We start from the raw sequence: 20,577 nt of genomic DNA, 5'->3' as shown, positions 1-20,577 counted from the left end.
GGTCAGTGGCCCGCCGATTGGGCACCGAGGTAATTGCCCCAGCCGACGATCATGGTGGAGCCGACCAGCACTGCGAGACCCAGGCCGATGAGCAGATGGGTCCGCTTGCTCGTCCCCTTCCACTCCTTGAGCATGATGCCCCACAGCGTACTGAAGATGATGATGCTGGCCATGTGCAGCGTCCAACTGGAGAAGCCGTACTTGCCCATCTTCGTCTCACCCATGCTGTAGAAGAAGAACTGCAAGTACCATGTCACCCCGGCAATGGCGGAGAAGAAGTAGTTCCGCAGCAGCGGTGCGGGACCGGTGTGGGTTGATGGACCGGCCTGGCCACCGTGGGAGGCCGCCGAGGAATCACGAACGGACGTTTCCTCCGCCGCATTCGAGAGCATCACGCCTTCGGCGGCGCTCACCTCGGCCACTGCGGTTCGGCGCAGGTTCAAGTATTCCGCACCGGAGCGGTTCTTCAGGTTCAGGATCACGCACCAGATGAAGTTGGTGGTGAAGCCGCCCCATAGAACCACCACCAGCACCGGGAGATTCTGCCAGAGATCACTCCCACCATGCGTGAGCAGCGAGGCCTTGGCCAGTTCGCCGATCGGTTTGCCTGCGGCCAGGCCGAAGGCGAAGCAGGAGCTCATGATGCCGGAGAAGGTGGCGACGAGCATGCCCTTGCCGAAATTGAACTCCTTCACCGTGGCCGCCTTTTGTTCGGGAGACAGTTCTCTCTCCTTCGACATACCTGCCATGCCGCTGACTCCGATGCCCGCGAGACAGGCCGCCACCCCGGCGAGAATAGTGCGTCCGGAGGCGTGGGCCAGCAGTTCCGCGAACTTGCCATCCTCGAACATCGGCGGCACCAGCGTGCCGAAGGCCGCGCAGAATCCGAGTGCCACCGCCATGCCCAGTGCGATGCCGAGATAGCGCATGGTCAGGCCGAAGGTCAGGCCGCCGATGCCCCACATCAGTCCGAAGAAATACGCCAGCCACAGGACCTTGGAAGGAGCCGCGGCGATCACAGACCACAAGTCCGGAACCAGGAGCGAGGCCAGCCCCATCGGCGCGATGATCCAGCTGAAGAAGCCCCCCACCAGCCAGTAGGTCTCCCACGACCAGCTCTTCACGCCCCGGTAAGGGATGTAGAAACTCGCGGACGCAAGGCCGCCGAGCCAGTGGTAAACGACACCGATCAGAGGATTCATGGAATGGGTTTGTGCGGAGGGCCACCGCGGCCGGAGATGAACCACGGTTCCGCAACTAAATCACACGCAGGAACATGAAGTCGATTCCACCCATCGCCCGGATTGCGACATCCGCAACCCCGGCTCATCCTTCCTCGCCATCTTCTTCCGGTCTCTGCCGGTATCTTGCGCGATAAGCTGCGGGAGACATGCCAACCCGCTTCACGAATACCTGGCGGATGTTTTCCGTGCTGCCGAATCCAGCCAGATCCACCACGGTGCGCACCGGCAGTTCCGTCTCGCGGAGCAATCGTTCCGCCCGGGAAAACCGGCAACGGATGATCTCATCCAGCACACTGTGTCCCGTGGCCGCCATCATCCGGCGTTCAAGCGTGCGGCGGGTGACTCCCAGTTCCGCCGCCACATCCGGCACCGAGAGCACCTTGTGACTGCGTGTCCACACATAGTCGATGGCCGCCTCGACCATCGGATCGCCACCCTTGCTTTTTCTCCGCCGTGAGGTGGTCGGCAGCGGTGCGGAGTCCGTTCCCAATGCCAGACCGAGCGCCCCCATCGCGAGCAATGAAAGCCTTAACGAATTCACGGCAGGTTCCTTGTCCACCGCTCCCAGCAAGCGATCCAAGCTTCTTCCGACAGCATCGGGATCCGCGGGTTCAAGCACGGGATTCTCGGGTGTGATGAGCTTCTGCTCCACCAGCGTGTGGGCGAAGGCTCCATTGAAATGCACCCACTTCTCGAACCATCCCGTGGAGGCATCCGGCCGGTAGCGGTGCCAGACACCAGGGAACACCAGCAGCACGTTTCCAGCCCGCAAGGGCATGCGCCCGGCCTCGTGTGTCTCCAGCACTCCCGCGCCTTTGGCAACGAAAAGCAACGAGAATTCCGGCAGCGTACGGCCCTCGTCCCAGGAGAAATGATACAGGGAAGGATGCCTGCTCACGGGATACGCCTCTCCGGGAGCCACGGTCGAGCATCCCACGCTGGTCACGTACATGCCGCTGTGGAGCAGCTCGTCCGGAATCGGGAGGTAATGATGACTGCTGGCGGAGACCGATGGAGAGCGGTGCATTCGTGCAGCCTGACATACCGCGGATCGCCCGTCACCTGCCGAACGATGCTCAGCGCGATTTCACATCCCAAATTTTGCGCCATCGCTCCGGTTTTGGATGCATGTCAGGGCATAGTCCTTTTAGAGTAGGAAAACCCCGTTCCATGCACCGCTCCCTGCTCATTTCCTTCGTGCTTTCATCATCCATCTTCGCCCTGGAGCGCAGTCCGGTGATCGAGGTAACAGACAAGCCGCTGAAGGTGGAGGACCTTGGCGGTGGACGGTTCTTCGTGGACTTCGGCAAGGAAACCTTCGGCAACATCCGCATCACACCGGGCAATGTCCCCACCGGAACGAAGGCGCGCGTTCACCTGGGTGAGCAACTCGCCGCCCCCCGATCGATCCAGCGCAAGCCGGGACCATCCATCCGCTATCAGACACAGGAGCTGGCGCTTTCATCCAATACCGCCGCATCGCCCTCATTGAAATGGGCTCCACCGGACTGGATGAAGGAAGGCTGGCTGGAGCTTCCGAAAGGCGCACAGCAAATCATGCCATTCCGTTACGTCGAGTTGGAAGGCATGCCTCCATCGTTCAAGGCGGAGCAGATCCAGCGCGTCTCGGTGCAGATCCCCTTCGATGAGAATGCCGCCGCATTCTCATCCTCGGACACCCATCTCAATGCCGTCTGGAATCTCTGCAAGCACAGCGTGAAGGCCACCAGCTTCCTGGGTCTGTATGTGGATGGCGATCGCGAGCGCAAGCCCTACGAGGCGGATGCGCTGATCAACCAGCTCTCCCACTATTGCCTGGATGCGCGCTACGATACCGGCCGGCTCACGCATGAGTATCTCCTGGAAAAACCCACCTGGCCCACCGAGTGGCGGCTGCAATCCGTGATCCTCGCCTGGCACGACTACCTTTGGTCCGGTGACGACACCTCGCTGAAGAAGCATTACAACGAACTGGTCGGCCGGGCGATGACACGGCAAAGAACACCCGAAGGCTTGTTCCGTGGATGGAATAAGGGCGACATCCGTGACATCGTCGATTGGCCCACGGTCGAACGCGATGGCTACGACATGAACCCGGAGGTGAAGACCGTGGTCACCGCCTTCCATTACCGCGCGGTCGTGCTGCTGGCGATCATTGCCGAGCATCTCGGCAAGCGAGAGGATGCCGCCCGTTTCAAAGGCATGGCGGAGGTGACCTATAAGGCTGTGAACGAATCGCTCTGGGATGAGGCGAAGGGCTGCTATATGGATGGGCTCGATCCCGCGACGCAGGACCGCAGCGGACATGCTTCTTCCCACGCGAATTTCTTTCCCCTCGCTCTCGGCCTTGTGCCCGCGGACCGCGTTCCGAAGGTGGCCGCGTTTCTCAAGTCACGCGGCATGGTGTGCAGCGTCTATGGCGCGCAGTTCCTGCTGGAGGCACTCTTCGATGCAGGCGAATCGGAAACCGCGCTCTCGATGATGACCTCGGATAAGATGCGGTCCTGGCGGAACATGAGCGAAAAGGTCGGTGCCACCATCACCATGGAAGCCTGGGATCCGAGCCTGAAGCCGAACCTCGATTGGAACCACGCGTGGGCCACGGCTCCGGCCAACATCATTCCGCGAAAGCTGATGGGCATCGAACCCATCGAGCCGGGATTCAAACGGTTCAGCGTGAAACCGCAAACCTCCAGATTGAAAAATGCGAAGGTGAAGCTGCCCACGCCCAAGGGCCCGATCCTGCTCGAAGTCTCCGGCACCACGGCGGCGGATTGGAAAGCGAAGCTGGTAGTGCCCGCAGGCACGGTCGCCGAGTTTACGTGTCCCTTCGCGGGTCAACCCGTCGCCACCGGCTCCGCGAACAAAACGCCGTCCCGAGTGCTGCGCCAGGACAAGAACCGCTCGGTGATCGGATTGCCTCCTGGAACGTGGGAGCTATCCGTGAAGTGATCTCCATCGAAAACAAAAAGGCGGCGCTCCCGCAGGAACGCCGCCTTGGGAAAATTCAGATCAGACTTTCATCAGCTCCGCTTCCTTGTGGGCGGTGTGGGAGTCGATCTCCTTCACGTACTTGTTGGTGTATTCCTGGATCTCCTCTTCGAGATCCTTCTGGCCATCCTCGGTGAGGAGGTTGCTCGCCTTGAGTTTCTTGCCGGAGTCGATGCCTTCCTTGCGCGCGGCACGGATGCGGACCTTGGCTTCCTCGGCGAGCTGCTTCACCAGCTTCACCATGTCGCGGCGGCGTTCCTCGGACAGTTCCGGGATCGGGATGCGCAGCGAGGAACCGGCGGCGGCGGGATTGAGGCCCAGCTTGGACTCGCGGATCGCGCGCTCGATGTCCTGCGTGGTGGAGGGATCGAAAGCCTTCACTTCCAGCATGCGGGCATCCGGCGTGGTGATGATGGCGAGGCCCTTGAGCTTCATCACGCTGTTGTAGGCGCGTACGAACACGTCGATGTTCTCGATCAGGGCAGGGGTGGCCTTGCCGGTGCGGACGGCGGAGAATTCGTGGAGGAGATACTCGACGGCCTTCTGCATGGCATCGTCGGTTTCAAGCAAGGTGTCTTCAGCGCTCATGGGAATGGGGAAACGGTGTTGTGAAAAAGAGAATCGGAAAAAGTTCAGCCGCCGTTGACCACGGTGCCGATGCGCTCGCCATTCAAAGCGCGGGTCACGTTGCCATTCGGTGCCATGTCGAAGACGATGATCGGGATGTGGTTGTCCATGCACAGGCTGAAGGCGGTGGCATCCATCACCTTGAGCTGCTTGGACAGGCACTCCTGGAACGAGACGGTTTCGTAGCGCTTCGCGTCCGGATTCTTCTTCGGATCGGAATCGTAGACGCCGTCCACCATGGTCGCCTTGAAAATCACATCGGCGCGCATCTCGCTGGCGCGCAGGGCGGCGGTGGTATCGGTGGAGAAGAAGGGATTGCCCGTGCCGGCGGCGAAGATGACCACGAAGCCCTCCTCCAGATGGCGCTCGGCCTTGCGGCGGATGAAGGGCTCGGCCACGTTCTGCATCTCAATGGCGGACTGGACGATGCAGCGGACGCCCTCGTGCTCCAGCGCGCTCTGCACGGCCAGCGCGTTCATCACGGTGGCGAGCATGCCCACGTAGTCCGCGGTCGCGCGGTCCATGCCACGGGCGGACGCGGAGGCACCGCGCCAGAAGTTGCCGCCACCGACCACCACGCCGAGCTGGAGGCCACCCTTCACCGCATCACGGATCTCCGCGGCGATGCGGGCGACGATCTCCGGCGAGATGTTGTCCGTGGAGCCCGGTTCGCGCAGGGCCTCACCGCTCAATTTCAGAATGGCACGCTTGAATTGGACGGGAGATTGGCTGGTTGCGCTCATGCGGTTAGGTCTCGCCGATCAAAGCCAATCGCCCCACCCTTTGAAAAGTGAAATGAGGGGGAAATCCGTCCGGCTCAGTTGTCCACCCCCGCCGCGAGCTGGATCTTCGCCGAGAGATCGCGCAGCGGCTCCTTCCCGCCCTCCGCGCCCTCGATCTGGATAGCGACGTCCAGCACCGAAGTCTGGAGCTTCTGATACTCCTCCAGCGTCTTCCGGATTGCCACCAAGGTCAGTTTCAGGACCTGGCGGCTGGTCAGGTCGATGTCGGAGGGAATGCTCAGTTTTGAAACGTCCAGCCGCACCCGCAGCGTCCCTCCACCCTCGGACATTTCCGCGGCGATGCCGAGGTGGCACAGCACCATCAGGTTCGCCTCCGGCGTCTTGTAGTTGGGATTGTTGGTGGGGACCTTATGGGGCTGGCTGATGAACTCCACCAACGTCTCCGGGAACGAGCCGGTCAGCACCATTGGCGTAGACATGACGGTGGCCTGCAGCGCTTCGCCGATGTCGGAAATCACCCCGTCGCTGTCCGTTCCATGGAGACTCAACGGTTGGTAAACCGGCACCATGTTGATGGTGGTGGCGAAAGCCGGAGCTGCCACCACGAGCACCGCGAGCAGGGATAGAGCCCGTTTCATGCCTCCAAACTGGCCGAGAACGCGCTTTTTGGCGAGGCAAACCGGATATTCGGGGCCAATGAAAAACCCCGGCTGCTCGCGCAGACGGGGTCTTTCGAAATTCAGGATCGGCAGGGAATCAAGCTTCGGCAGCTTCTTCCTCTTCGCCGGCCTCGACCGTGATGGTGAGGGTGGCGGTGACCTGCGGGTGCACGCGGACGGTCACCTCGGTCTTGCCGGACTTCTTGACCGGCTTCTCGAGCTCGATCGCGTGGCGGTCGATCTTGATGCCTGCGGCTTCGAGTTCCTTGTGGATGTCGATGTTGGTGACGGAACCGAACGCCTTGCCGCCTTGACCGGTGGAAAGGGTGAACTTCGGCTTCACCTTGGAGATCTTGTTGGCGAGCTCCTGCGCTTCGCCCAGCTCGGCGGCTTCGCGCTGGGCGCGGGCGGCCTTCAGGTTCTCCACGTGGCGGAGATTCGACTTGTTCGCTTCGTAGGCCTTGCCTTGGGGAACGAGGAAGTTGCGGGCGTAACCGGCACGCACCTTGACGACATCGGCTTCGCTGCCGAGGCCTTCGATTTTTTCGCGGAGAATGACTTGAGCGTTGGCCATAATGAAGGACGTGGGTCGTTCGTGGGGGCGCGGAAGTAGCCAGCGCAGAGCCTCGGGTCAAGGAGAATGCACAGGAAATACATAGATCCTTAGATTTTCTTAACCAAATGAGCCCCAAAACCGCTTTTTCCGCGTAAGAAGTCCCTCTCCGATGGTATGAATCCTCAAGATGCGTCGTCCGCTCCTCTTCCTCCTGTTTTTCCCCCTGATCACCCCTCTCCGCGCCCAGCAAACCGGCCCGCAGGACCGGATTTACACGGTGAAGGCTCTGGACCGTATCGCCAGGCCGGTCCTGTCCGCGCTGGCGGCCGGTGAGTTGAAAAAAGCCCTGCCGCTCGGCCCCGGCGAGGAGGACCGGCGGAAGTTCACTCATCTGGAGGCTTTCGGGCGGACGATGGTCGGCATCGCGCCGTGGCTGGCCCTGGGGCCGGACAACACGCCGGAGGGTAAACTTCGCGCGGATTACATCGCCATGTCCCGGAAGGCGCTGATCAATGCCACTGATTCCGCCTCGCCCGATCACCTCGATTTCACCACACCCAGCCAACCGCTGGTGGACACCGCCTTCCTGGCCCTCGCGCTGCTGCGCGCGCCGGACCAGCTCTGGAAGCCGCTCACCCCCGCCCAACAGGCCAATGTGATCGCCGCGCTCAAGGAGACGCGGAAGATCAAACCCGGCGAGAGCAACTGGCTGCTGTTCTCGGCATCGGTCGAGGCGGCGATCTGGCACTTCACCGGCGAATGCGAGATGCGCCCGATCACCTATGCGCTGGAGAAACACCAGCAGTGGTATCTGGGCGACGGCACCTACGGCGATGGACCGCAGTTCCACTGGGACTATTACAACAGCTACGTCATTCAGCCTGCGCTGATCGCCGTGCTGGAGGTCTGCAAGGAGAAGAGCGATCCGAACGCCAAGCTGCTGCCCGCCACCATCGGTCGTGCCCAACGCTACGCGGAGGTGCAGGAGCGGATGGTTTCCCCGGAGGGTACCTATCCGGTGATCGGCCGCTCCAGCTCCTATCGTTTCGGGGCCTTCCAGGTCCTGTCCCTGATGGCGCTGCGCCACGAGCTTCCCAAGGAAGTCTCTCCCGCCGCCGCCCGTGGTGCCCTCACCGCCGTAATCCGCCGGACCTTGGAAGCTCCCGGCACCTTCGATGCCAAGGGTTGGCTGCGTGCCGGGGCGGTCGGCTATCAGCCCGGCATCCGGGACGGCTACGTCTCCACCGGCAGTCTCTACATGTGCACCGCCGGGCTGCTCCACCTCGGTCTGCCCGCGAACGATCCCTTCTGGACCGCGCCTGCGGAGCCATGGACGCAAAAGCGAATCTGGGCCGGGCAGGACATCCCAGGCGATCACCACTACGCGGATCCGAAGGAGAGGTAGGACAAGTTTTCAACTTGTCAGTGCTTGCGGTGGATTTCCGGGGAGGGTTGGGAGTTTTGCCGCAGGTCCACTGCACCCAGGCGCAAGTTGAAAACTTACGCTACTTCTCATTCCCCTTGCCCTCCGGGTTCAGGTTTCTAGCATACGACGCCTTCAAAGGCCGTGCGGCCTTTTCCTGCCCCATGAACCGCATTTTTGTCGAAAAGAAGACCGAATTCAACGCCGAGGCCCGCACCCTGTTGCACGACCTGCGTGAATCGCTCTCCCTGGATGAGCTTGAAAGCATCCGCGTCATCCAGCGCTACGACATCGATGGGCTCACGGACTCAGAATTTGCCACCGCCGCCCGCCAAATCCTGTCCGAACCACAGGTGGACGTGGTCTCCCCCGCCCTCGCTCTGGCGGACGACGAGACCGCTTTCGCCGTGGAGTTCCTTCCCGGCCAGTTCGACCAGCGCGCCGACTCCGCCGCCCAGTGCGTGCAGATCCTGACCGGCGGCGAACGCCCGCTGGTGGCCTCCGCCAAGGTGATCGTGCTGCAGGGCGACATCGCCGATGACGATCTGGCCAAGATCAAGAGCTTCGTCATCAATGCCGTCGACTCCCACGAGGCCTCGCTGGAAACTCCGGAAACGCTCCAGCCGAAGATCAACGTCCCGGCCGATGTGGCGGTGCTCACCAGCTTCACCTCGAAAACCGCCGAAGAGCTCGCCGCCTTCCGCAAGGAGCTCGGCCTCGCCATGTCCGAGGCGGACATCGCCTTCTGCCAGACCTATTTCCGCGACGAAGAGAAGCGCGACCCGAGCCTGACGGAGATCAAGATGTTGGACACCTACTGGTCCGACCACTGCCGCCACACCACCTTCCTCACCCGCATCGATGAAGCGACCTTCGATGAAGGCGCGTCCGTGGTCGAGCGTGCGTGGCAGAGCTACTTCGCCAGCCGCGAAAAAGTCTACGGACCCGCCTCCACCCGTGCCGTCACGCTGATGGACATCGCGCTGATGGGGATGAAGGAACTGCGGAAGTCCGGTGAACTGGACAACCTGGAAGTCTCCGAGGAAGTCAATGCCGCCTCCATCGTCGTGCCCGTCGAGATCGACGGCGTGGAAGAGGAGTGGCTGGTGATGTTCAAGAACGAGACCCACAACCACCCGACCGAGATCGAGCCCTTCGGCGGTGCCGCGACCTGCCTCGGCGGCGCGATCCGCGATCCTCTCTCCGGCCGCTCGTTCGTCTACCAGGCCATGCGCGTGACCGGCGCTGCCGATCCGCTCACCCCTTTCGCCGACACGCTGCCGGGCAAACTGCCGCAGAAGAAGATCTGCCAAGTGGCCGCGCACGGCTACTCATCCTACGGCAACCAGATCGGCCTCGCAACCGGCCAGGTGGCGGAGGTTTACCATCCCGGCTACGTGGCGAAGCGCATGGAAATCGGCGCCGTCGTTTCCGCCGCTCCACGCTCGCAGGTCTTCCGCGGTTCCCCTGCTCCGGGCGATGCCATCCTCCTCATCGGCGGCCGCACCGGACGCGATGGTGTGGGCGGTGCCACCGGTTCCTCGAAGGAGCACACCGACACGGCGCTGGAAAATTCCGCCGAGGTCCAGAAGGGCGATGCCCCAACCGAGCGGAAGATCCAGCGCCTGTTCCGCAACGCCGAGCTTACGAAGAAGATCAAGATCTGCAACGACTTCGGTGCCGGTGGTGTCTCCGTGGCGATCGGTGAAATCGCGCCGTCGCTCGACATCAATCTCGATGCCGTGCCGAAGAAGTATGACGGCCTCGATGGCACCGAACTCGCGATTTCCGAATCGCAGGAGCGCATGGCCGTCTGCGTCGATCCGTCCGAAGTCGCCTACTTCATCGCCGAGGCGGACAAGGAGAACCTCGAGTGCGTGCAGGTCGCCATCGTCGGCGATCACGGTCGCCTGCGCATGACCTGGCGCGGCAAGACCATCGTCGATCTGTCCCGCGCTTTCCTCGATACCAACGGCGTCCAGCAAAGCGCGAAGGTACATGTGAACGCGCCGCAGGGTGTGTTCGATGACGCCGTGCCGCGTTTCACCACAATCCAGGACGCACTGGCCGACCTCAATGCCTGCTCGCAGAAGGGCCTCGGCGAGCGCTTCGACTCGTCCGTCGGCGCGGCCACCGTGCTATGGCCGTTCGGCGGCAAGCACCAGCTCACCCCGCCGGACGCTATGGCCGCGAAGCTGCCGCTGATCCATGGCGAGAGCGATACCGCCACCTTCATGAGCTGGGGCTTCAATCCCCACCTCTCCTCGTGGTCGCCCTTCCATGGCGCGGTCTATGCCGTGACCGAATCCGTCTGCAAGGCGGTGGCCGCGGGTGCGCGCCTGTCCGATATCCGCCTGACGCTTCAGGAGTACTTCCCGAAGCTCGGCAACGACGCCACCCGCTGGGGCCTGCCTTTCGCCGCGCTGCTCGGTGCCTTCCACGCGCAGAACAAGCTGCGTCTGGCCGCGATCGGCGGAAAGGACTCGATGTCCGGTTCCTTCAACGAGCTCGACGTTCCACCGACGCTGGTGTCCTTCGCGCTCGCGCCGGGCAAGGCCAGCCGCGCGCTGTCGCCTGAGTTCAAGGAGATCGGATCTACGGTATCCCTCGTAGAAATCCCGCGCGATGCCGACAACCTGCCGGACTTCGAGAAGCTCAAGGCGGTCGCCGAGTTGCTCCACACGCTGAACGCGGATGGCAAGATCCTCTCGCTCCACGCCCCGGGCCACGCCGGTCTGGCGGTCGCGCTGGCGAAGATGGCTTTCGGCAACCGCATCGGTTTCGCAGGCACCGTGGAGGACGTGTTGCGCGAGCGCTTCATTTCCTTCCTCATCGAGCACCGCGAGCCGCTGCCTGCCGAACTGGAAGCCCAGGAAATCGGCCGCACCACCGAGGCCGCCGCACTCGCCCTGCCGGGTGAGTCCTATCCGCTCGATGAACTGCTGTCCGCCTGGACCGGCACGCTGGAGCCGATCTACACCACCGCCCGTGAACCGGCCCATCCGGAGGTGGAAACCTTCTTCTCCGCCGCGCGTCCGGCCGCCGTCCACTCGGTGCACTCCGCCGCGAAGCCGAAGGTGTTCATCCCTGCCTTCCCCGGCACCAACAGCGAATACGACTCCGCCCGCGCCTTCAACCAGGCCGGCGGTGATTCGGAGATCCTCGTCTTCCGCAACCTCACCTCACGACACGTCGAGGAGTCGTTGAAGGCCTTCGCCGACAAGATCCGCGAGTCGAACATCCTCATGTTCCCGGGCGGCTTCAGCGCCGGTGACGAGCCCGATGGTTCCGGCAAGTTCATCGCCACCGTGCTGCGCAATCCGCGCGTGGCGGATGCGGTGATGGATCTCATCAAGAACCGCGACGGCCTGATCCTCGGCGTCTGCAACGGCTTCCAAGCGATCATCAAGACCGGCCTCGTCCCCTACGGCGAGATCCGCGATCTGGAGGCGGATGCGCCGACGCTCACCTTCAACGACATCGGCCGCCACATCTCCTGCTACGTCCACACCCGCATCAGCAGCACGCTGTCGCCGTGGCTGGCGAACACGCAGGTCGGCGATCTCCACACCATTCCGGTCTCGCACGGCGAGGGCAAGTTCCTCGCCACCCCTGAAGTGATCGCCGCACTAGCGAAGAACGGCCAGATCGCCACGCAGTACTGCGACGAGCACGGCAATCCGTCGATGGACATCACCGTCACTCCGAACGGTTCCATGTATGCCATCGAAGGCATCACCAGCCCCTGCGGCCGGGTCTTCGGCAAGATGGGCCACACCGAGCGCCGCGGCATCGAAGTCGCCCGCAACATCCCGGGCGACAAGCACCAGCCGCTGTTCAAGGCGGGCGTGGCTTACTTCGCGTAACATGCGCTTCTCGCCAACGGCCGGGACTCCTCACGGACGCCCGGCCGTTTTCTTTGCACGTAGTTCCTCCTTCAGGAGGGCGGGGAGAACGTCGGTTCCCTTCACTGCGGCAAAACCCGCGCAGCCCGTGTGATGTCGCGATCGAAGCCGTTCGATCTTGTCACCGGAAGGAGCAGCGAACCTCAAGACGCCCTCCTGAAGGAGGAACTACGAACCTTGCGAACGGAACTCTTCCTTTTTGCGAACTCTGCGCCTTCTTACGGTTAAAATCTCCAGAGCTTCCGCCTCCCCCTCAAGACCTTCCTCGCCTAAAGGCTCAACTCCTTCGCATCACGCCTCCACCCACGCCGACGTCAAAGCAGCGGCATCTCAAACTCCAGCGGACGCAGGGTTCGCAGGAAAAAATGCCCGGTGCCGGAAGCGCCATAAGCGTAGTCCGCGGAATAAAGACCCGCGGTATCGGTGGGCCAGCAGTCCCCCTCCGGCAACGAGGCCTTGTAACCTATGGCCAACCGCGAGAACTCCTTGGCACGATCCCACCACATTTCATCCCCGGTAAACTTGAAGAGTTCCACGAACAATTCGCCACTGCCGGCCAATCCCGTGCATAGCGTTGGATTGTTGCGGAAATCCCCGTATTGGTATGCCGCCTCTCCCGCCTTGGCCGCGATTTCCAACAAGTCGAAGTCCCCGATAGCCGCCGAAGCCTTTGCGAACACCACACCGATCCCGGATGCCCCGTGGCTGTGCTGACACCGGACCAATTCCTTTTCCCCCAGCTTGATACTCCAGTTCAATCCACCGTGATCGGGGATCGCGTGACGAACCAGAGTTTCCAACAACTCGTGAGCGAGCATCTTCCACGTCCCGTCGCCGGTCGCTTGGAAAAGCAACGCGAAGAAATGAGCCACACCCGCGATGCCGTGACTCAGGCCTGCATAGGGAATACGCCCCCAGGAGCCGTCCGGATTCACGAGGCAATACGTCCCAAGCTCATCGCGAATCAATTGTTCCGAAATCCAGCGCGCGCAGCGGCTGGCTCCTTCGAGATACACGGCCGCGCCGGTTCTTCTCCACAATTTGAGAAGAAACCACCCATTGGACGATTCACCGCTGAGCAGGTCCGTGATGGGCCCCACCGGCTCGCTGAGGAGATGAGCCGCATTGGATTCGCAGAACGGATGCAGTATCCCTGATCCCGACAGGCCATCCAGGTGAAGGCACACGGAGGCGATTCCTGTTTTACCCAACTGGACTCCACGCTGATGGTTGCAAACTTCGGGGCTATCCGAAATGCCCCATGCCACCGCCCCCTCGGCTAGTTCCAGCGCCCGCGTGTTGCCTGTGAGCAGGTAATAGTCCCGTAAAAAAAGAGGGATTCCTCCCACCCCGTTGAAGACATTGAAGTGATACTGGAATTGGTCGGTGTAATCGACCGTCTTCCAACGATACCCCTCCGCCACCTCCTCAGCCGTGCGATTGATGAAGGAATAGACGGAGTCAGCGGCAGCGATCAGATCGTTCATCAGCAATCCCACTTTTCAATCTTGGGCCCTCACCCCTCCACCCACACCGACTTCAAGTACGGATCACCGATGAAGTCCGCGGGCATCGGAGAGTGGCGGAGTTTCAGGCGCTTTGGTGAAGCGGCGAGGATCTGCCGGTCGAAGCCGAAGTCATCCAGCTTGCGGCAGTTGGTACAGCACAGCAGCCAACCACCCGGCGCGAGGCAGGCCATGGCGAGGCTCGCCAGCTCGCCGTAATCCGTTTCCACCCGGAAGACCTTGCCTTTCTCGTCACGCGAGAATGTCGGCGGATCGAGCACGATGGCATCGAACTGACGGCCCTGTTTCGCGAAGCGCTTCAACCAGTGGAAGGTATCGCCCTTGCAGAAATGATGCCCTGCGGGATCAAGGCCGTTGTGAGTGAAGTTCCGCTTCGCCCAATCGAGGTACGGCTGGGACAGATCCAGCGTGGTCGTCTCCGCACCACCGAGCGCCGCAGCCACCGAGAAGGCACCGGTGTAGGCGAAGGTATTCAGCAGGCGCAAGCCTGGCTGCATCCGGCGGCGGACCTCGGCACGATTGTCGCGCTGGTCGAGGAAGATCCCCTGCGAATAGCCGGACTGGAACGAGATCTCGAAGGCCGCCCCGTTTTCCCGGATCAGGAACGGCTCATCCACGGACGGACCGGACATGTGAACCGGCGCCTCCTTCTGATGCTGGTCGAGGCGCTTCCAATACACCGCCTTGTCCGGACGCTCGAACCCGCGCGGGAATCCGCCATGGGCCGTGGACACCAGCCAGCGGTCCGCGAAGGTCTCCAGATAGACATCCGGGAACCCATCCCCCTCCGCATCCACCAGCCGGACCGCATCGGTGTCCGGAGTGAGCAGCGGCGCGCGGCGCTTCAGGGCGGCGTGGAGGAGGTCTCGCATGGGCGGCCCTGCATGCATGCCACCGCCCGCCCAATCCAGCCTGAAATAGCGCGCCCGAATCAGCGGCGGCGCTTTCCGCAGGCGACGGTCAATCCAAGAGCGCAAATCAGCAACGGGGATGGCTCGGGAACCACTTGGAAAGTCCCGATGAGCAGTCCATGCCCGGTGGTTCCGCTCTGGAAATAGCCGCTGTAGACGTTGCCGGTGGTCCCGGCTGTCGGGAGCGCGCCTGGCGTGGAGGAAAAATCGACTATCGCAACACCATTGAACGCCCGCGTGCTGGTGGAAAACACCTGCGATCCAGCCGTCGTAGCTCCTGTGGCATAAATGCTCAGGTCGTTGCCAGCCGTGAAATTGCCGTTGTTCGCCTCGAAGTTGAACGTACCCAATTGGGCGTAGGTGAATCCACTCCCCGTCGGAGCGAGGTTGCCGACCACTGCCGTGGAACTGGCGTAGTTCGCCGCACTGGTGAAGAAATTCTGGATGGTGATGCCGTCCGAGCCGATGTTCAGGGACGAGTTCGTTTGGGAATTGGCCGAGGTCGACGTGATGGTCACTGCGGCGGGGTTGCTGACGTCGATCACCAGAACAAGCGCAGCCTCGGTCTGCCCGGCCAAGACAAAACCAGCGGCGGCGAGCACAGGATATGTGAGTTTGCGGAGAGCCTTCATTCGGATGTCTTAAGCAATCCGGGAACCGATATCTTGTCAATCATGACACCCGGTTTCCGGCCACGCGATCGCGGGTCTTCTTCCGCCGTTGGATTTCACTCCCGGAGCGGGTGACCTACCTCTGTCACGGGCATTGCCATTTGAGCGGAGCCGGTCCTATGCTGGGCGCGAATGAGCGCTCTCACCGCACAATTGGAATCGGCCGTGGCTGCTGGCGACCTTCTCGCCTCCGCCAAAACCAACATCGAAGCCCTCCTTGCCGGGGCTACCGGGAACGTGGCCCTGCGCTCCGTGACGGAACTGGTGGAAAAGGGCGAGTGGACGGAACTCAACGACCGCTTTTTCAAAACCCTCGCCTTCGGTACCGGCGGCCTGCGCGGCCGGACCATCGGCAAGGTGGTGACCACCGCCGAGCAGGGCAAGGGCGGCCCGAACGACCGCCCGGAATATCCCTGCACCGGCACCGCCACGATGAACTTCTTCAACGTCGGCCGCGCCGTCCGCGGACTGATCACCTACGCCAAGCGCTTCGCCGGTGCGGACCGCAAGCCGGTGCTGGTCTTCGCCCACGACACCCGCCACTTCTCCCGCGATTTCGCCGAGTTCTGCGCGAAGGTGTCGAACGACTTCGGCTGTGACGCTTATCTCTTCGAGGGCCCCCGCTCCACCCCGGAGCTGTCCTTCGCCATCCGCGAGCTGCGCGCCGATGCCGGCGTGGTGCTGACCGCCAGCCACAACCCTTCCACCGACAACGGCTTCAAAGCCTACTTCAACGACGGCGCCCAGATCGTGGAACCGCACGCCACCGCGATCATCACCGAGGTGAACGCCATCGCCAGCGAGCGTTACGACGCCCTGCCGGAATCCGAGCGCGGCAAGCTCACCATCCTCGGCGCGGAGTTCGACGCGCTCTATCACGCCCGCCTCAAGACGCTGCTGATGCAGCCCCAACTTCTGCAGGGTACAGCCACCAAGGTCGTCTACTCGAACCTCCACGGCACTGGTGGCCATATCATCGAGCCGATGCTGAAGGACCTCGGCTTCGATCTCGTCACCGTGCCGGAGCAGGACATTCAGGACGGGCGTTTCCCGACCGTCGATTCGCCGAATCCGGAAAACGCCTCGGCGTTGAAAATGGCCATCGATCTCGCGGAGAAAGAGCACGCCTCCATCGTGATCGCCACCGACCCGGACTGCGACCGCATGGGCGTGGCCGTGCGCGATGATGCGGGCAAGATGCAGCTTCTGACCGGCAACCAGATCGGCTCACTGATGGCGTGGTATCGCGTGAAGACCGCCTTCGACCTCGGCTGGCTGAACGACACCACCCGCAACCGCGCGGTGCTCATCAAAACCTACGTCACCACCGAACTCCAGGCGGAGATCGCCACCGGCTTCGGCATCGGCTTGGTCGATACCCTCACCGGTTTCAAATACATCGCCGAAAAACTCCGCAAGTATGAGGAAGCCATCCCGGCGGACAAAAAGGGCGGCGACTACCGTTCCCTCTCGGAAGCGGAAACGCGCGCGCTGCGTTTGGAATACTCGCGCTTTTTCATCTTCGGCGGCGAGGAAAGCTACGGCTACCTCGGCTCCGATTCCGTGCGCGACAAGGACGCGAACGGCGCGGCTGTGATGTTCGCCGAAGTCGCCGCTTATGCGAAGTCCGTGGGCAAATCGATCGTCGCACTGCTCGATGAAATCTACACCCAGTACGGTTACCACCTCGAGCGCGGCAAGTCGCTCGTCATGGAAGGTGCCGATGGCGCGGCAAAGATCCAGGCTCTCGCCACTTCCTACTCCACCAATCCTCCGCAGACCGCGGACGGTGTGAAGGTCGCCAAGGTCCGCGACTTCGCCACCCACGATCTATTCGATCAGGAAGGCGACGCGCTGCCGAAGGAAAAGATGATCTTCGTCGATCTGGAAGACGGCCGAAGCTTCGCCGTGCGCCCCTCCGGCACCGAGCCGAAGATCAAGTTCTACCTCTTCGGCAAGGCCGCCCCGGGCGGCGATCTCGCAGAAGCCAAGGCCAAGGTCGCATCCGGTCTCGATTCACTGTGGAAGTGGATCGAGGACGATTCGAAGACGCGCTGAGGCTCCGGCAATCCCTGATTTGTCAAAGCGGCAGCCCTTGTGCGGGGTTGCCGTTTTCGTTAGGAGGCGATCATGACTTCGAGCGACCTTTCCGGAAAAGTTCTCATCTTCTCGATCTATGGTGGGACGCTAACCGCCATCGCATTTGCAATGGTCGTGCTCTTCCACTTGAATGACGTCAACCCGCGTCCCTATCCGGACTATGGCGTTCCGGTCGGGATGGCGTTTGTCATTTTGTTTACCATCGGATTCAATGCGGCTCGGGCCTTGAGCCTCCAAGGAAAACGCATCGCGGACTTGGAGCAAAAACTGGCGGAGCTCAAAAAGGATTGAACCCGGGTATCGATCCTTTTTCCGAATTTTCTTCGACAAACGCACGGCCCTCGCTTCGTTCTTCGGACATGAATTCTTCCGGTTTCAGCGGTCCCATCGGTCGTCTGCGCCTCATCGGCATGGCCGAGGGCGTTTCATTCCTGTTCCTTCTCGGCGTGGCGATGCCGCTGAAATACGCCGCACACATGCCGCAATTCGTGAAATACGGCGGCTGGTGCCACGGTCTGCTGTTCATTCTCCTCTTGCTGGCGATCTTCCAAGCCTGGGGGGACAAGCTTCTGACCGCACGCCAGGCGGCCATGACCTTCATCGCCGCGCTGCTGCCCTTCGGCCCCTTCCTGATCGACCGCCGCTTGAAGGCCCTCGAGCCTTCTGCCGGAGAAGGAGCCTGAGAGCTTCCCTGTTAGAATAGCGATTCGAGCGGCTTCTCCGGGTTCAGTCCCTGCTCCGCCAGCCATAATCGATTGTAGAGCTTGGACTGGTACTTGTGGCCGCTGTCGCAGAGGATCGTGACAATGGTCTGGCCCGGCCCGCCTTCCAGCGCCTGCCTGACCGCCCCACCGATATTGATCCCGCTGGAGAGACCGAGGAACACCCCCTCTTCCCTCAGCAACTGCATCAGAATCGCAAGCGCGGTCTGGTCATCCACGCGGAAGGCCTTGTCCACCGGGATGTCCGCGACATTGGCAGTAACACGGCTTTGGCCGATGCCTTCCGCCACCGAGTCGCCATCGTCCTCATCAGTGTGTCCGTTCGTGAACCATGACCACATCGCCGCGCCATAGGGATCGGCACAAATGGTGGTGATGGCAGGATTCCGTTCCTTCAAATACAGGGCCGTTCCACCCAGCGTGCCGCCCGTTCCGATCGACGCACAAAACGCCGTCACCTGCCCGTCCGTCTGGTTCCATATCTCCGGGCCGGTCGTTTGATAGTGGCCGAGACGATTCGCAGTGTTGTCGAACTGGTTCGCCCAGAACCAGCCGTTCTCCTCGGCCAAGCGGCGGGCAATGTGATTGTAGTTGTCCGGATCACTGTAGGGCTTCGCCGGGACCGTCCGCACATCCGCACCCAGCGTGCGCAGCAGTGTGATCTTCTCGGGCGCTTGTGTCTCGGGGATGATGATGACCGTGCGACAACCGCGCGCCGCACCGATCACGGTGAGCCCAATGCCGGTATTGCCCGCCGTTCCTTCCACAATCGTCATGCCCGGTTTGAGCAGGCTCTTTTCCTCGGCATCCAGGATGATGCCGAGCGCCGCACGATCCTTCACCGAGCCTCCCGGATTCATGAACTCCGCCTTGCCGAGAATCTCGCAGCCGGTCAGCTCCGAGAGCCTCCGCAGCCGGATGAGCGGAGTATTGCCGACGTGGCCATCCACGCCGTGATAGGGAAAGGAACTCATGATCAGATGGAAAAATCGAGGCCGTTGCTACGGACCTTTTTCGCAAGTTTGTCGTAAAAGCTCAACTGCTTCTCTTCGTAGATCACCAGCGTGTTCGGCGGCACGCTTTTCATGAGGAAGACGTTCGCTCCGATCGTCGAGTTCGCGCCAATGCGGGTGTCGCCACCGAGGATCGTGGAATTCGGGAAAATGGTCACGTTATCCTCCACATGCGGATGTCGGCGCGTGCCGCGCACGACATTCCCGGCATCATCCTTCGCAAAGCTGCGCGCGCCCAGCGTCACGCCGTGATAGAGCTTCACGTGGTTTCCGATCACGCAGGTCTCCCCGATCACCACACCGGTGCCGTGGTCGATGAAAAAGCCCAGACCAATGCGCGCGCCCGGATGAATGTCGATGCCGGTGCGCGAGTGCGCCCACTCCGTCATCATCCTTGGGATGATCGGCGCACCGAGCCGGTAGAGCCGATGGGCCAAACGCTGGATCGCGATGGCCTCGATATACGGATATGCGAGGATGATCTCATCGTAACCGGATGCCGCAGGATCGGCGGCATACGCGGCCTCGATGTCCGTCCGCAACAGTTCGCGCACCACCGAGAGGGCCTTGCAAAACCGCTGCATGATCGGCGGCGTGCGACCGGTCGGCACGTTCGGATTGCCGATGCGCACGCTCTTCCGCACCTGATCCGCGAGCCGTTCGATCACACTGGTGAGCCGCGCGCGCGTCACCATTTCCAGCGAACCGACCGCGACCGAGTCATTGTCGTGAAAGCCGGGAAACAGGATCTGCAGCAGATCACGGCAGATCTCGCCCACCGCCCGCTTCGAGGGCGTGTTGAGCGAGTCCGTGATGTTCAGTCCGCCCATCTTCTCGTAGGAAGCAAGCAGACTCACCACGTAGGGATCGAACGAGTGATCGAGGATTGCCAGGGTCTGTTCGTCCGGTTCCACCCGTGCTTCAGTTTGGCTGTGGCTGTCCCTCTTCATGGTTCGTGGTGTTGATTCCACGGGGCCTTGGCGAGCAGCAGTCCCATGCCACACCAGTCGGTGATGCCAGCGAATACCAATCCGCCGCCAACGAATGCGGACAGGGCAATAAACGCCGGGTGGATGGCGAAGGACAGGATCACTCCCAACAAGACCAATGCACCGGCACCGATGCGGACCTGCCGCTCCAGGCTGATGATGTTCTTCTCGCTCCGTTCGACCGGAAGTCCGGCCTGGATCCAGCCGAGAGTGCCGCCTTCCACGACCACCGGCTGATCGTAGCCTGCTTTGCGAAGGGCTTCCGCCGCTTTCGCCGCACGGGTGCCGGACCGGCACAGAAGGTAAACCGGCTTGTCCTTCGGCAATTCAAGACGCTCGATGGAATCCACGGATTCGAATTTTTCCAGAGGTTCCAAGCGAGCTTCACGCACGTGGATCTGCGCGTACTCCACAGGCGTCCGCACATCGAGCACGAGTGCATCCGGTTGATCGTCCAGCAGACGCTTGAGGCCGGTGGGGGAAATGGAGGACATGAG

At 62.0% G+C, this 20,577-nt stretch carries 18 protein-coding genes; 6 read left to right on the top strand and 12 right to left on the bottom strand.

The features are described 5' to 3' along the window. Positions 1 to 2: 2 nt before the first annotated feature. Both rhaT and KBB96_RS05520 read right to left on the bottom strand, forming a co-directional pair. A complete protein-coding gene (gene rhaT / locus KBB96_RS05525) occupies positions 3 to 1,202 on the bottom strand; it encodes an L-rhamnose/proton symporter RhaT (RefSeq protein WP_211633251.1) in 1,200 nt (399 codons plus the stop codon). 124 nt (positions 1,203 to 1,326) lie between these two features. Further along, positions 1,327 to 2,271: an AraC family transcriptional regulator gene (locus tag KBB96_RS05520; RefSeq protein WP_211633248.1), complete on the bottom strand. Its 945-nt coding sequence runs from the start codon at positions 2,269 to 2,271 to the stop codon at positions 1,327 to 1,329. A gap of 143 nt (positions 2,272 to 2,414) precedes the next feature. Between KBB96_RS05520 and KBB96_RS05515 the strand changes: the two genes are divergently transcribed. Further along, a complete protein-coding gene (locus tag KBB96_RS05515) occupies positions 2,415 to 4,196 on the top strand; it encodes a family 78 glycoside hydrolase catalytic domain (protein ID WP_211633245.1) in 1,782 nt (593 codons plus the stop codon). A 60-nt stretch (positions 4,197 to 4,256) separates the two neighbouring features. Here KBB96_RS05515 and frr read toward each other — a convergent pair whose 3' ends face one another. From frr to rplI, 4 genes are all read right to left on the bottom strand, one after another. Next, complete coding sequence (gene frr, locus KBB96_RS05510; protein ID WP_211633242.1) at positions 4,257 to 4,823, bottom strand: ribosome recycling factor; 567 nt, start codon at positions 4,821 to 4,823, stop codon at positions 4,257 to 4,259. 44 nt (positions 4,824 to 4,867) lie between these two features. After that, on the bottom strand, positions 4,868 to 5,605 hold the full coding sequence (gene pyrH / locus KBB96_RS05505) for a UMP kinase (RefSeq protein WP_211633240.1): 738 nt from the start codon (positions 5,603 to 5,605) through the stop codon (positions 4,868 to 4,870). A 74-nt stretch (positions 5,606 to 5,679) separates the two neighbouring features. Then, complete coding sequence (locus KBB96_RS05500; protein ID WP_211633237.1) at positions 5,680 to 6,243, bottom strand: hypothetical protein; 564 nt, start codon at positions 6,241 to 6,243, stop codon at positions 5,680 to 5,682. Between the two features lie 118 nt (positions 6,244 to 6,361). Continuing rightward, on the bottom strand, positions 6,362 to 6,838 hold the full coding sequence (rplI, locus tag KBB96_RS05495) for a 50S ribosomal protein L9 (protein WP_211633233.1): 477 nt from the start codon (positions 6,836 to 6,838) through the stop codon (positions 6,362 to 6,364). Between the two features lie 169 nt (positions 6,839 to 7,007). Here rplI and KBB96_RS05490 point away from each other — a divergent pair, with 169 nt between their 5' ends. Together KBB96_RS05490 and KBB96_RS05485 are read left to right on the top strand one after the other, a co-directional pair. Next, complete coding sequence (locus KBB96_RS05490) at positions 7,008 to 8,225, top strand: DUF2264 domain-containing protein (protein WP_211633231.1); 1,218 nt, start codon at positions 7,008 to 7,010, stop codon at positions 8,223 to 8,225. 182 nt (positions 8,226 to 8,407) lie between these two features. Continuing rightward, on the top strand, positions 8,408 to 12,109 hold the full coding sequence (locus KBB96_RS05485) for a phosphoribosylformylglycinamidine synthase (RefSeq protein WP_211633228.1): 3,702 nt from the start codon (positions 8,408 to 8,410) through the stop codon (positions 12,107 to 12,109). 353 nt (positions 12,110 to 12,462) lie between these two features. Here KBB96_RS05485 and KBB96_RS05480 read toward each other — a convergent pair whose 3' ends face one another. The 3 genes from KBB96_RS05480 to KBB96_RS05470 are packed head-to-tail and all read right to left on the bottom strand — an operon-like array spanning position 12,463 to position 15,217. Next, positions 12,463 to 13,635: a lanthionine synthetase LanC family protein gene (locus KBB96_RS05480; protein WP_211633225.1), complete on the bottom strand. Its 1,173-nt coding sequence runs from the start codon at positions 13,633 to 13,635 to the stop codon at positions 12,463 to 12,465. 29 nt (positions 13,636 to 13,664) lie between these two features. Next, positions 13,665 to 14,546: a class I SAM-dependent rRNA methyltransferase gene (locus tag KBB96_RS05475; RefSeq protein ID WP_211633223.1), complete on the bottom strand. Its 882-nt coding sequence runs from the start codon at positions 14,544 to 14,546 to the stop codon at positions 13,665 to 13,667. 59 nt (positions 14,547 to 14,605) lie between these two features. After that, entirely contained in the window at positions 14,606 to 15,217 is a 612-nt protein-coding gene (locus KBB96_RS05470) for a hypothetical protein (RefSeq protein ID WP_211633220.1), read from the bottom strand. A 171-nt stretch (positions 15,218 to 15,388) separates the two neighbouring features. On the opposite strand from KBB96_RS05470, the gene KBB96_RS05465 reads away from it, so the two are divergent. The 3 genes from KBB96_RS05465 to KBB96_RS05455 all read left to right on the top strand — a co-directional run bounded on the left by KBB96_RS05465 (position 15,389) and on the right by KBB96_RS05455 (position 18,039). Beyond that, entirely contained in the window at positions 15,389 to 17,314 is a 1,926-nt protein-coding gene (locus KBB96_RS05465) for a phospho-sugar mutase (protein WP_211633217.1), read from the top strand. A 72-nt stretch (positions 17,315 to 17,386) separates the two neighbouring features. Further along, positions 17,387 to 17,647, top strand: a complete 261-nt coding sequence (locus KBB96_RS05460; RefSeq protein WP_211633215.1) for a Z-ring associated ZapG family protein — start codon at positions 17,387 to 17,389, stop codon at positions 17,645 to 17,647. Positions 17,648 to 17,715: 68 nt separating this feature from the next. Beyond that, positions 17,716 to 18,039, top strand: coding sequence for a DUF3817 domain-containing protein (locus KBB96_RS05455; RefSeq protein WP_211633213.1), 324 nt, complete (start codon positions 17,716 to 17,718; stop codon positions 18,037 to 18,039). An 11-nt stretch (positions 18,040 to 18,050) separates the two neighbouring features. Here the strand turns inward: KBB96_RS05455 and KBB96_RS05450 are convergent, their stop codons facing one another. From KBB96_RS05450 to KBB96_RS05440, 3 genes are read right to left on the bottom strand one after another with little or no spacing between them, the layout of a single operon-like run. Further along, positions 18,051 to 19,052: a cysteine synthase A gene (locus KBB96_RS05450; protein ID WP_211633210.1), complete on the bottom strand. Its 1,002-nt coding sequence runs from the start codon at positions 19,050 to 19,052 to the stop codon at positions 18,051 to 18,053. A gap of 2 nt (positions 19,053 to 19,054) precedes the next feature. Continuing rightward, positions 19,055 to 20,005 (bottom strand): serine O-acetyltransferase EpsC, encoded by a 951-nt coding sequence (epsC, locus tag KBB96_RS05445; RefSeq protein ID WP_226373650.1) that lies wholly within the window; start codon positions 20,003 to 20,005, stop codon positions 19,055 to 19,057. A 32-nt stretch (positions 20,006 to 20,037) separates the two neighbouring features. Further along, on the bottom strand, positions 20,038 to 20,574 hold the full coding sequence (locus KBB96_RS05440; protein WP_211633206.1) for a rhodanese-like domain-containing protein: 537 nt from the start codon (positions 20,572 to 20,574) through the stop codon (positions 20,038 to 20,040). Positions 20,575 to 20,577 lie beyond the last annotated feature (3 nt).

This window comes from Luteolibacter ambystomatis, assembly GCF_018137965.1.
GTDB classification, from domain to species: domain Bacteria; phylum Verrucomicrobiota; class Verrucomicrobiia; order Verrucomicrobiales; family Akkermansiaceae; genus Luteolibacter; species Luteolibacter ambystomatis.
The sequence above is the reverse complement of the archived record's forward strand: the minus strand, read 5'-3'. Positions and strand labels throughout refer to the sequence as shown.

What these genes read in the sequence shown, in the direction of transcription:
- KBB96_RS05460 (WP_211633215.1), top strand. Translation starts at nt 17,387, where the DNA reads ATGACTTCGAGCGACCTTTCCGGAAAAGTTCTCATCTTCTCGATCTAT.
- KBB96_RS05440 (WP_211633206.1), bottom strand. Translation starts at nt 20,574, where the DNA reads ATGTCCTCCATTTCCCCCACCGGCCTCAAGCGTCTGCTGGACGATCAA.
- KBB96_RS05470 (WP_211633220.1), bottom strand. Translation starts at nt 15,217, where the DNA reads ATGAAGGCTCTCCGCAAACTCACATATCCTGTGCTCGCCGCCGCTGGT.
- KBB96_RS05480 (WP_211633225.1), bottom strand. Translation starts at nt 13,635, where the DNA reads ATGAACGATCTGATCGCTGCCGCTGACTCCGTCTATTCCTTCATCAAT.
- KBB96_RS05475 (WP_211633223.1), bottom strand. Translation starts at nt 14,546, where the DNA reads ATGCGAGACCTCCTCCACGCCGCCCTGAAGCGCCGCGCGCCGCTGCTC.
- rplI (WP_211633233.1), bottom strand. Translation starts at nt 6,838, where the DNA reads ATGGCCAACGCTCAAGTCATTCTCCGCGAAAAAATCGAAGGCCTCGGC.
- pyrH (WP_211633240.1), bottom strand. Translation starts at nt 5,605, where the DNA reads ATGAGCGCAACCAGCCAATCTCCCGTCCAATTCAAGCGTGCCATTCTG.
- KBB96_RS05515 (WP_211633245.1), top strand. Translation starts at nt 2,415, where the DNA reads ATGCACCGCTCCCTGCTCATTTCCTTCGTGCTTTCATCATCCATCTTC.
- rhaT (WP_211633251.1), bottom strand. Translation starts at nt 1,202, where the DNA reads ATGAATCCTCTGATCGGTGTCGTTTACCACTGGCTCGGCGGCCTTGCG.
- KBB96_RS05490 (WP_211633231.1), top strand. Translation starts at nt 7,008, where the DNA reads ATGCGTCGTCCGCTCCTCTTCCTCCTGTTTTTCCCCCTGATCACCCCT.
- KBB96_RS05520 (WP_211633248.1), bottom strand. Translation starts at nt 2,271, where the DNA reads ATGCACCGCTCTCCATCGGTCTCCGCCAGCAGTCATCATTACCTCCCG.
- KBB96_RS05450 (WP_211633210.1), bottom strand. Translation starts at nt 19,052, where the DNA reads ATGAGTTCCTTTCCCTATCACGGCGTGGATGGCCACGTCGGCAATACT.
- KBB96_RS05455 (WP_211633213.1), top strand. Translation starts at nt 17,716, where the DNA reads ATGAATTCTTCCGGTTTCAGCGGTCCCATCGGTCGTCTGCGCCTCATC.
- KBB96_RS05500 (WP_211633237.1), bottom strand. Translation starts at nt 6,243, where the DNA reads ATGAAACGGGCTCTATCCCTGCTCGCGGTGCTCGTGGTGGCAGCTCCG.
- frr (WP_211633242.1), bottom strand. Translation starts at nt 4,823, where the DNA reads ATGAGCGCTGAAGACACCTTGCTTGAAACCGACGATGCCATGCAGAAG.
- KBB96_RS05485 (WP_211633228.1), top strand. Translation starts at nt 8,408, where the DNA reads ATGAACCGCATTTTTGTCGAAAAGAAGACCGAATTCAACGCCGAGGCC.
- KBB96_RS05465 (WP_211633217.1), top strand. Translation starts at nt 15,389, where the DNA reads ATGAGCGCTCTCACCGCACAATTGGAATCGGCCGTGGCTGCTGGCGAC.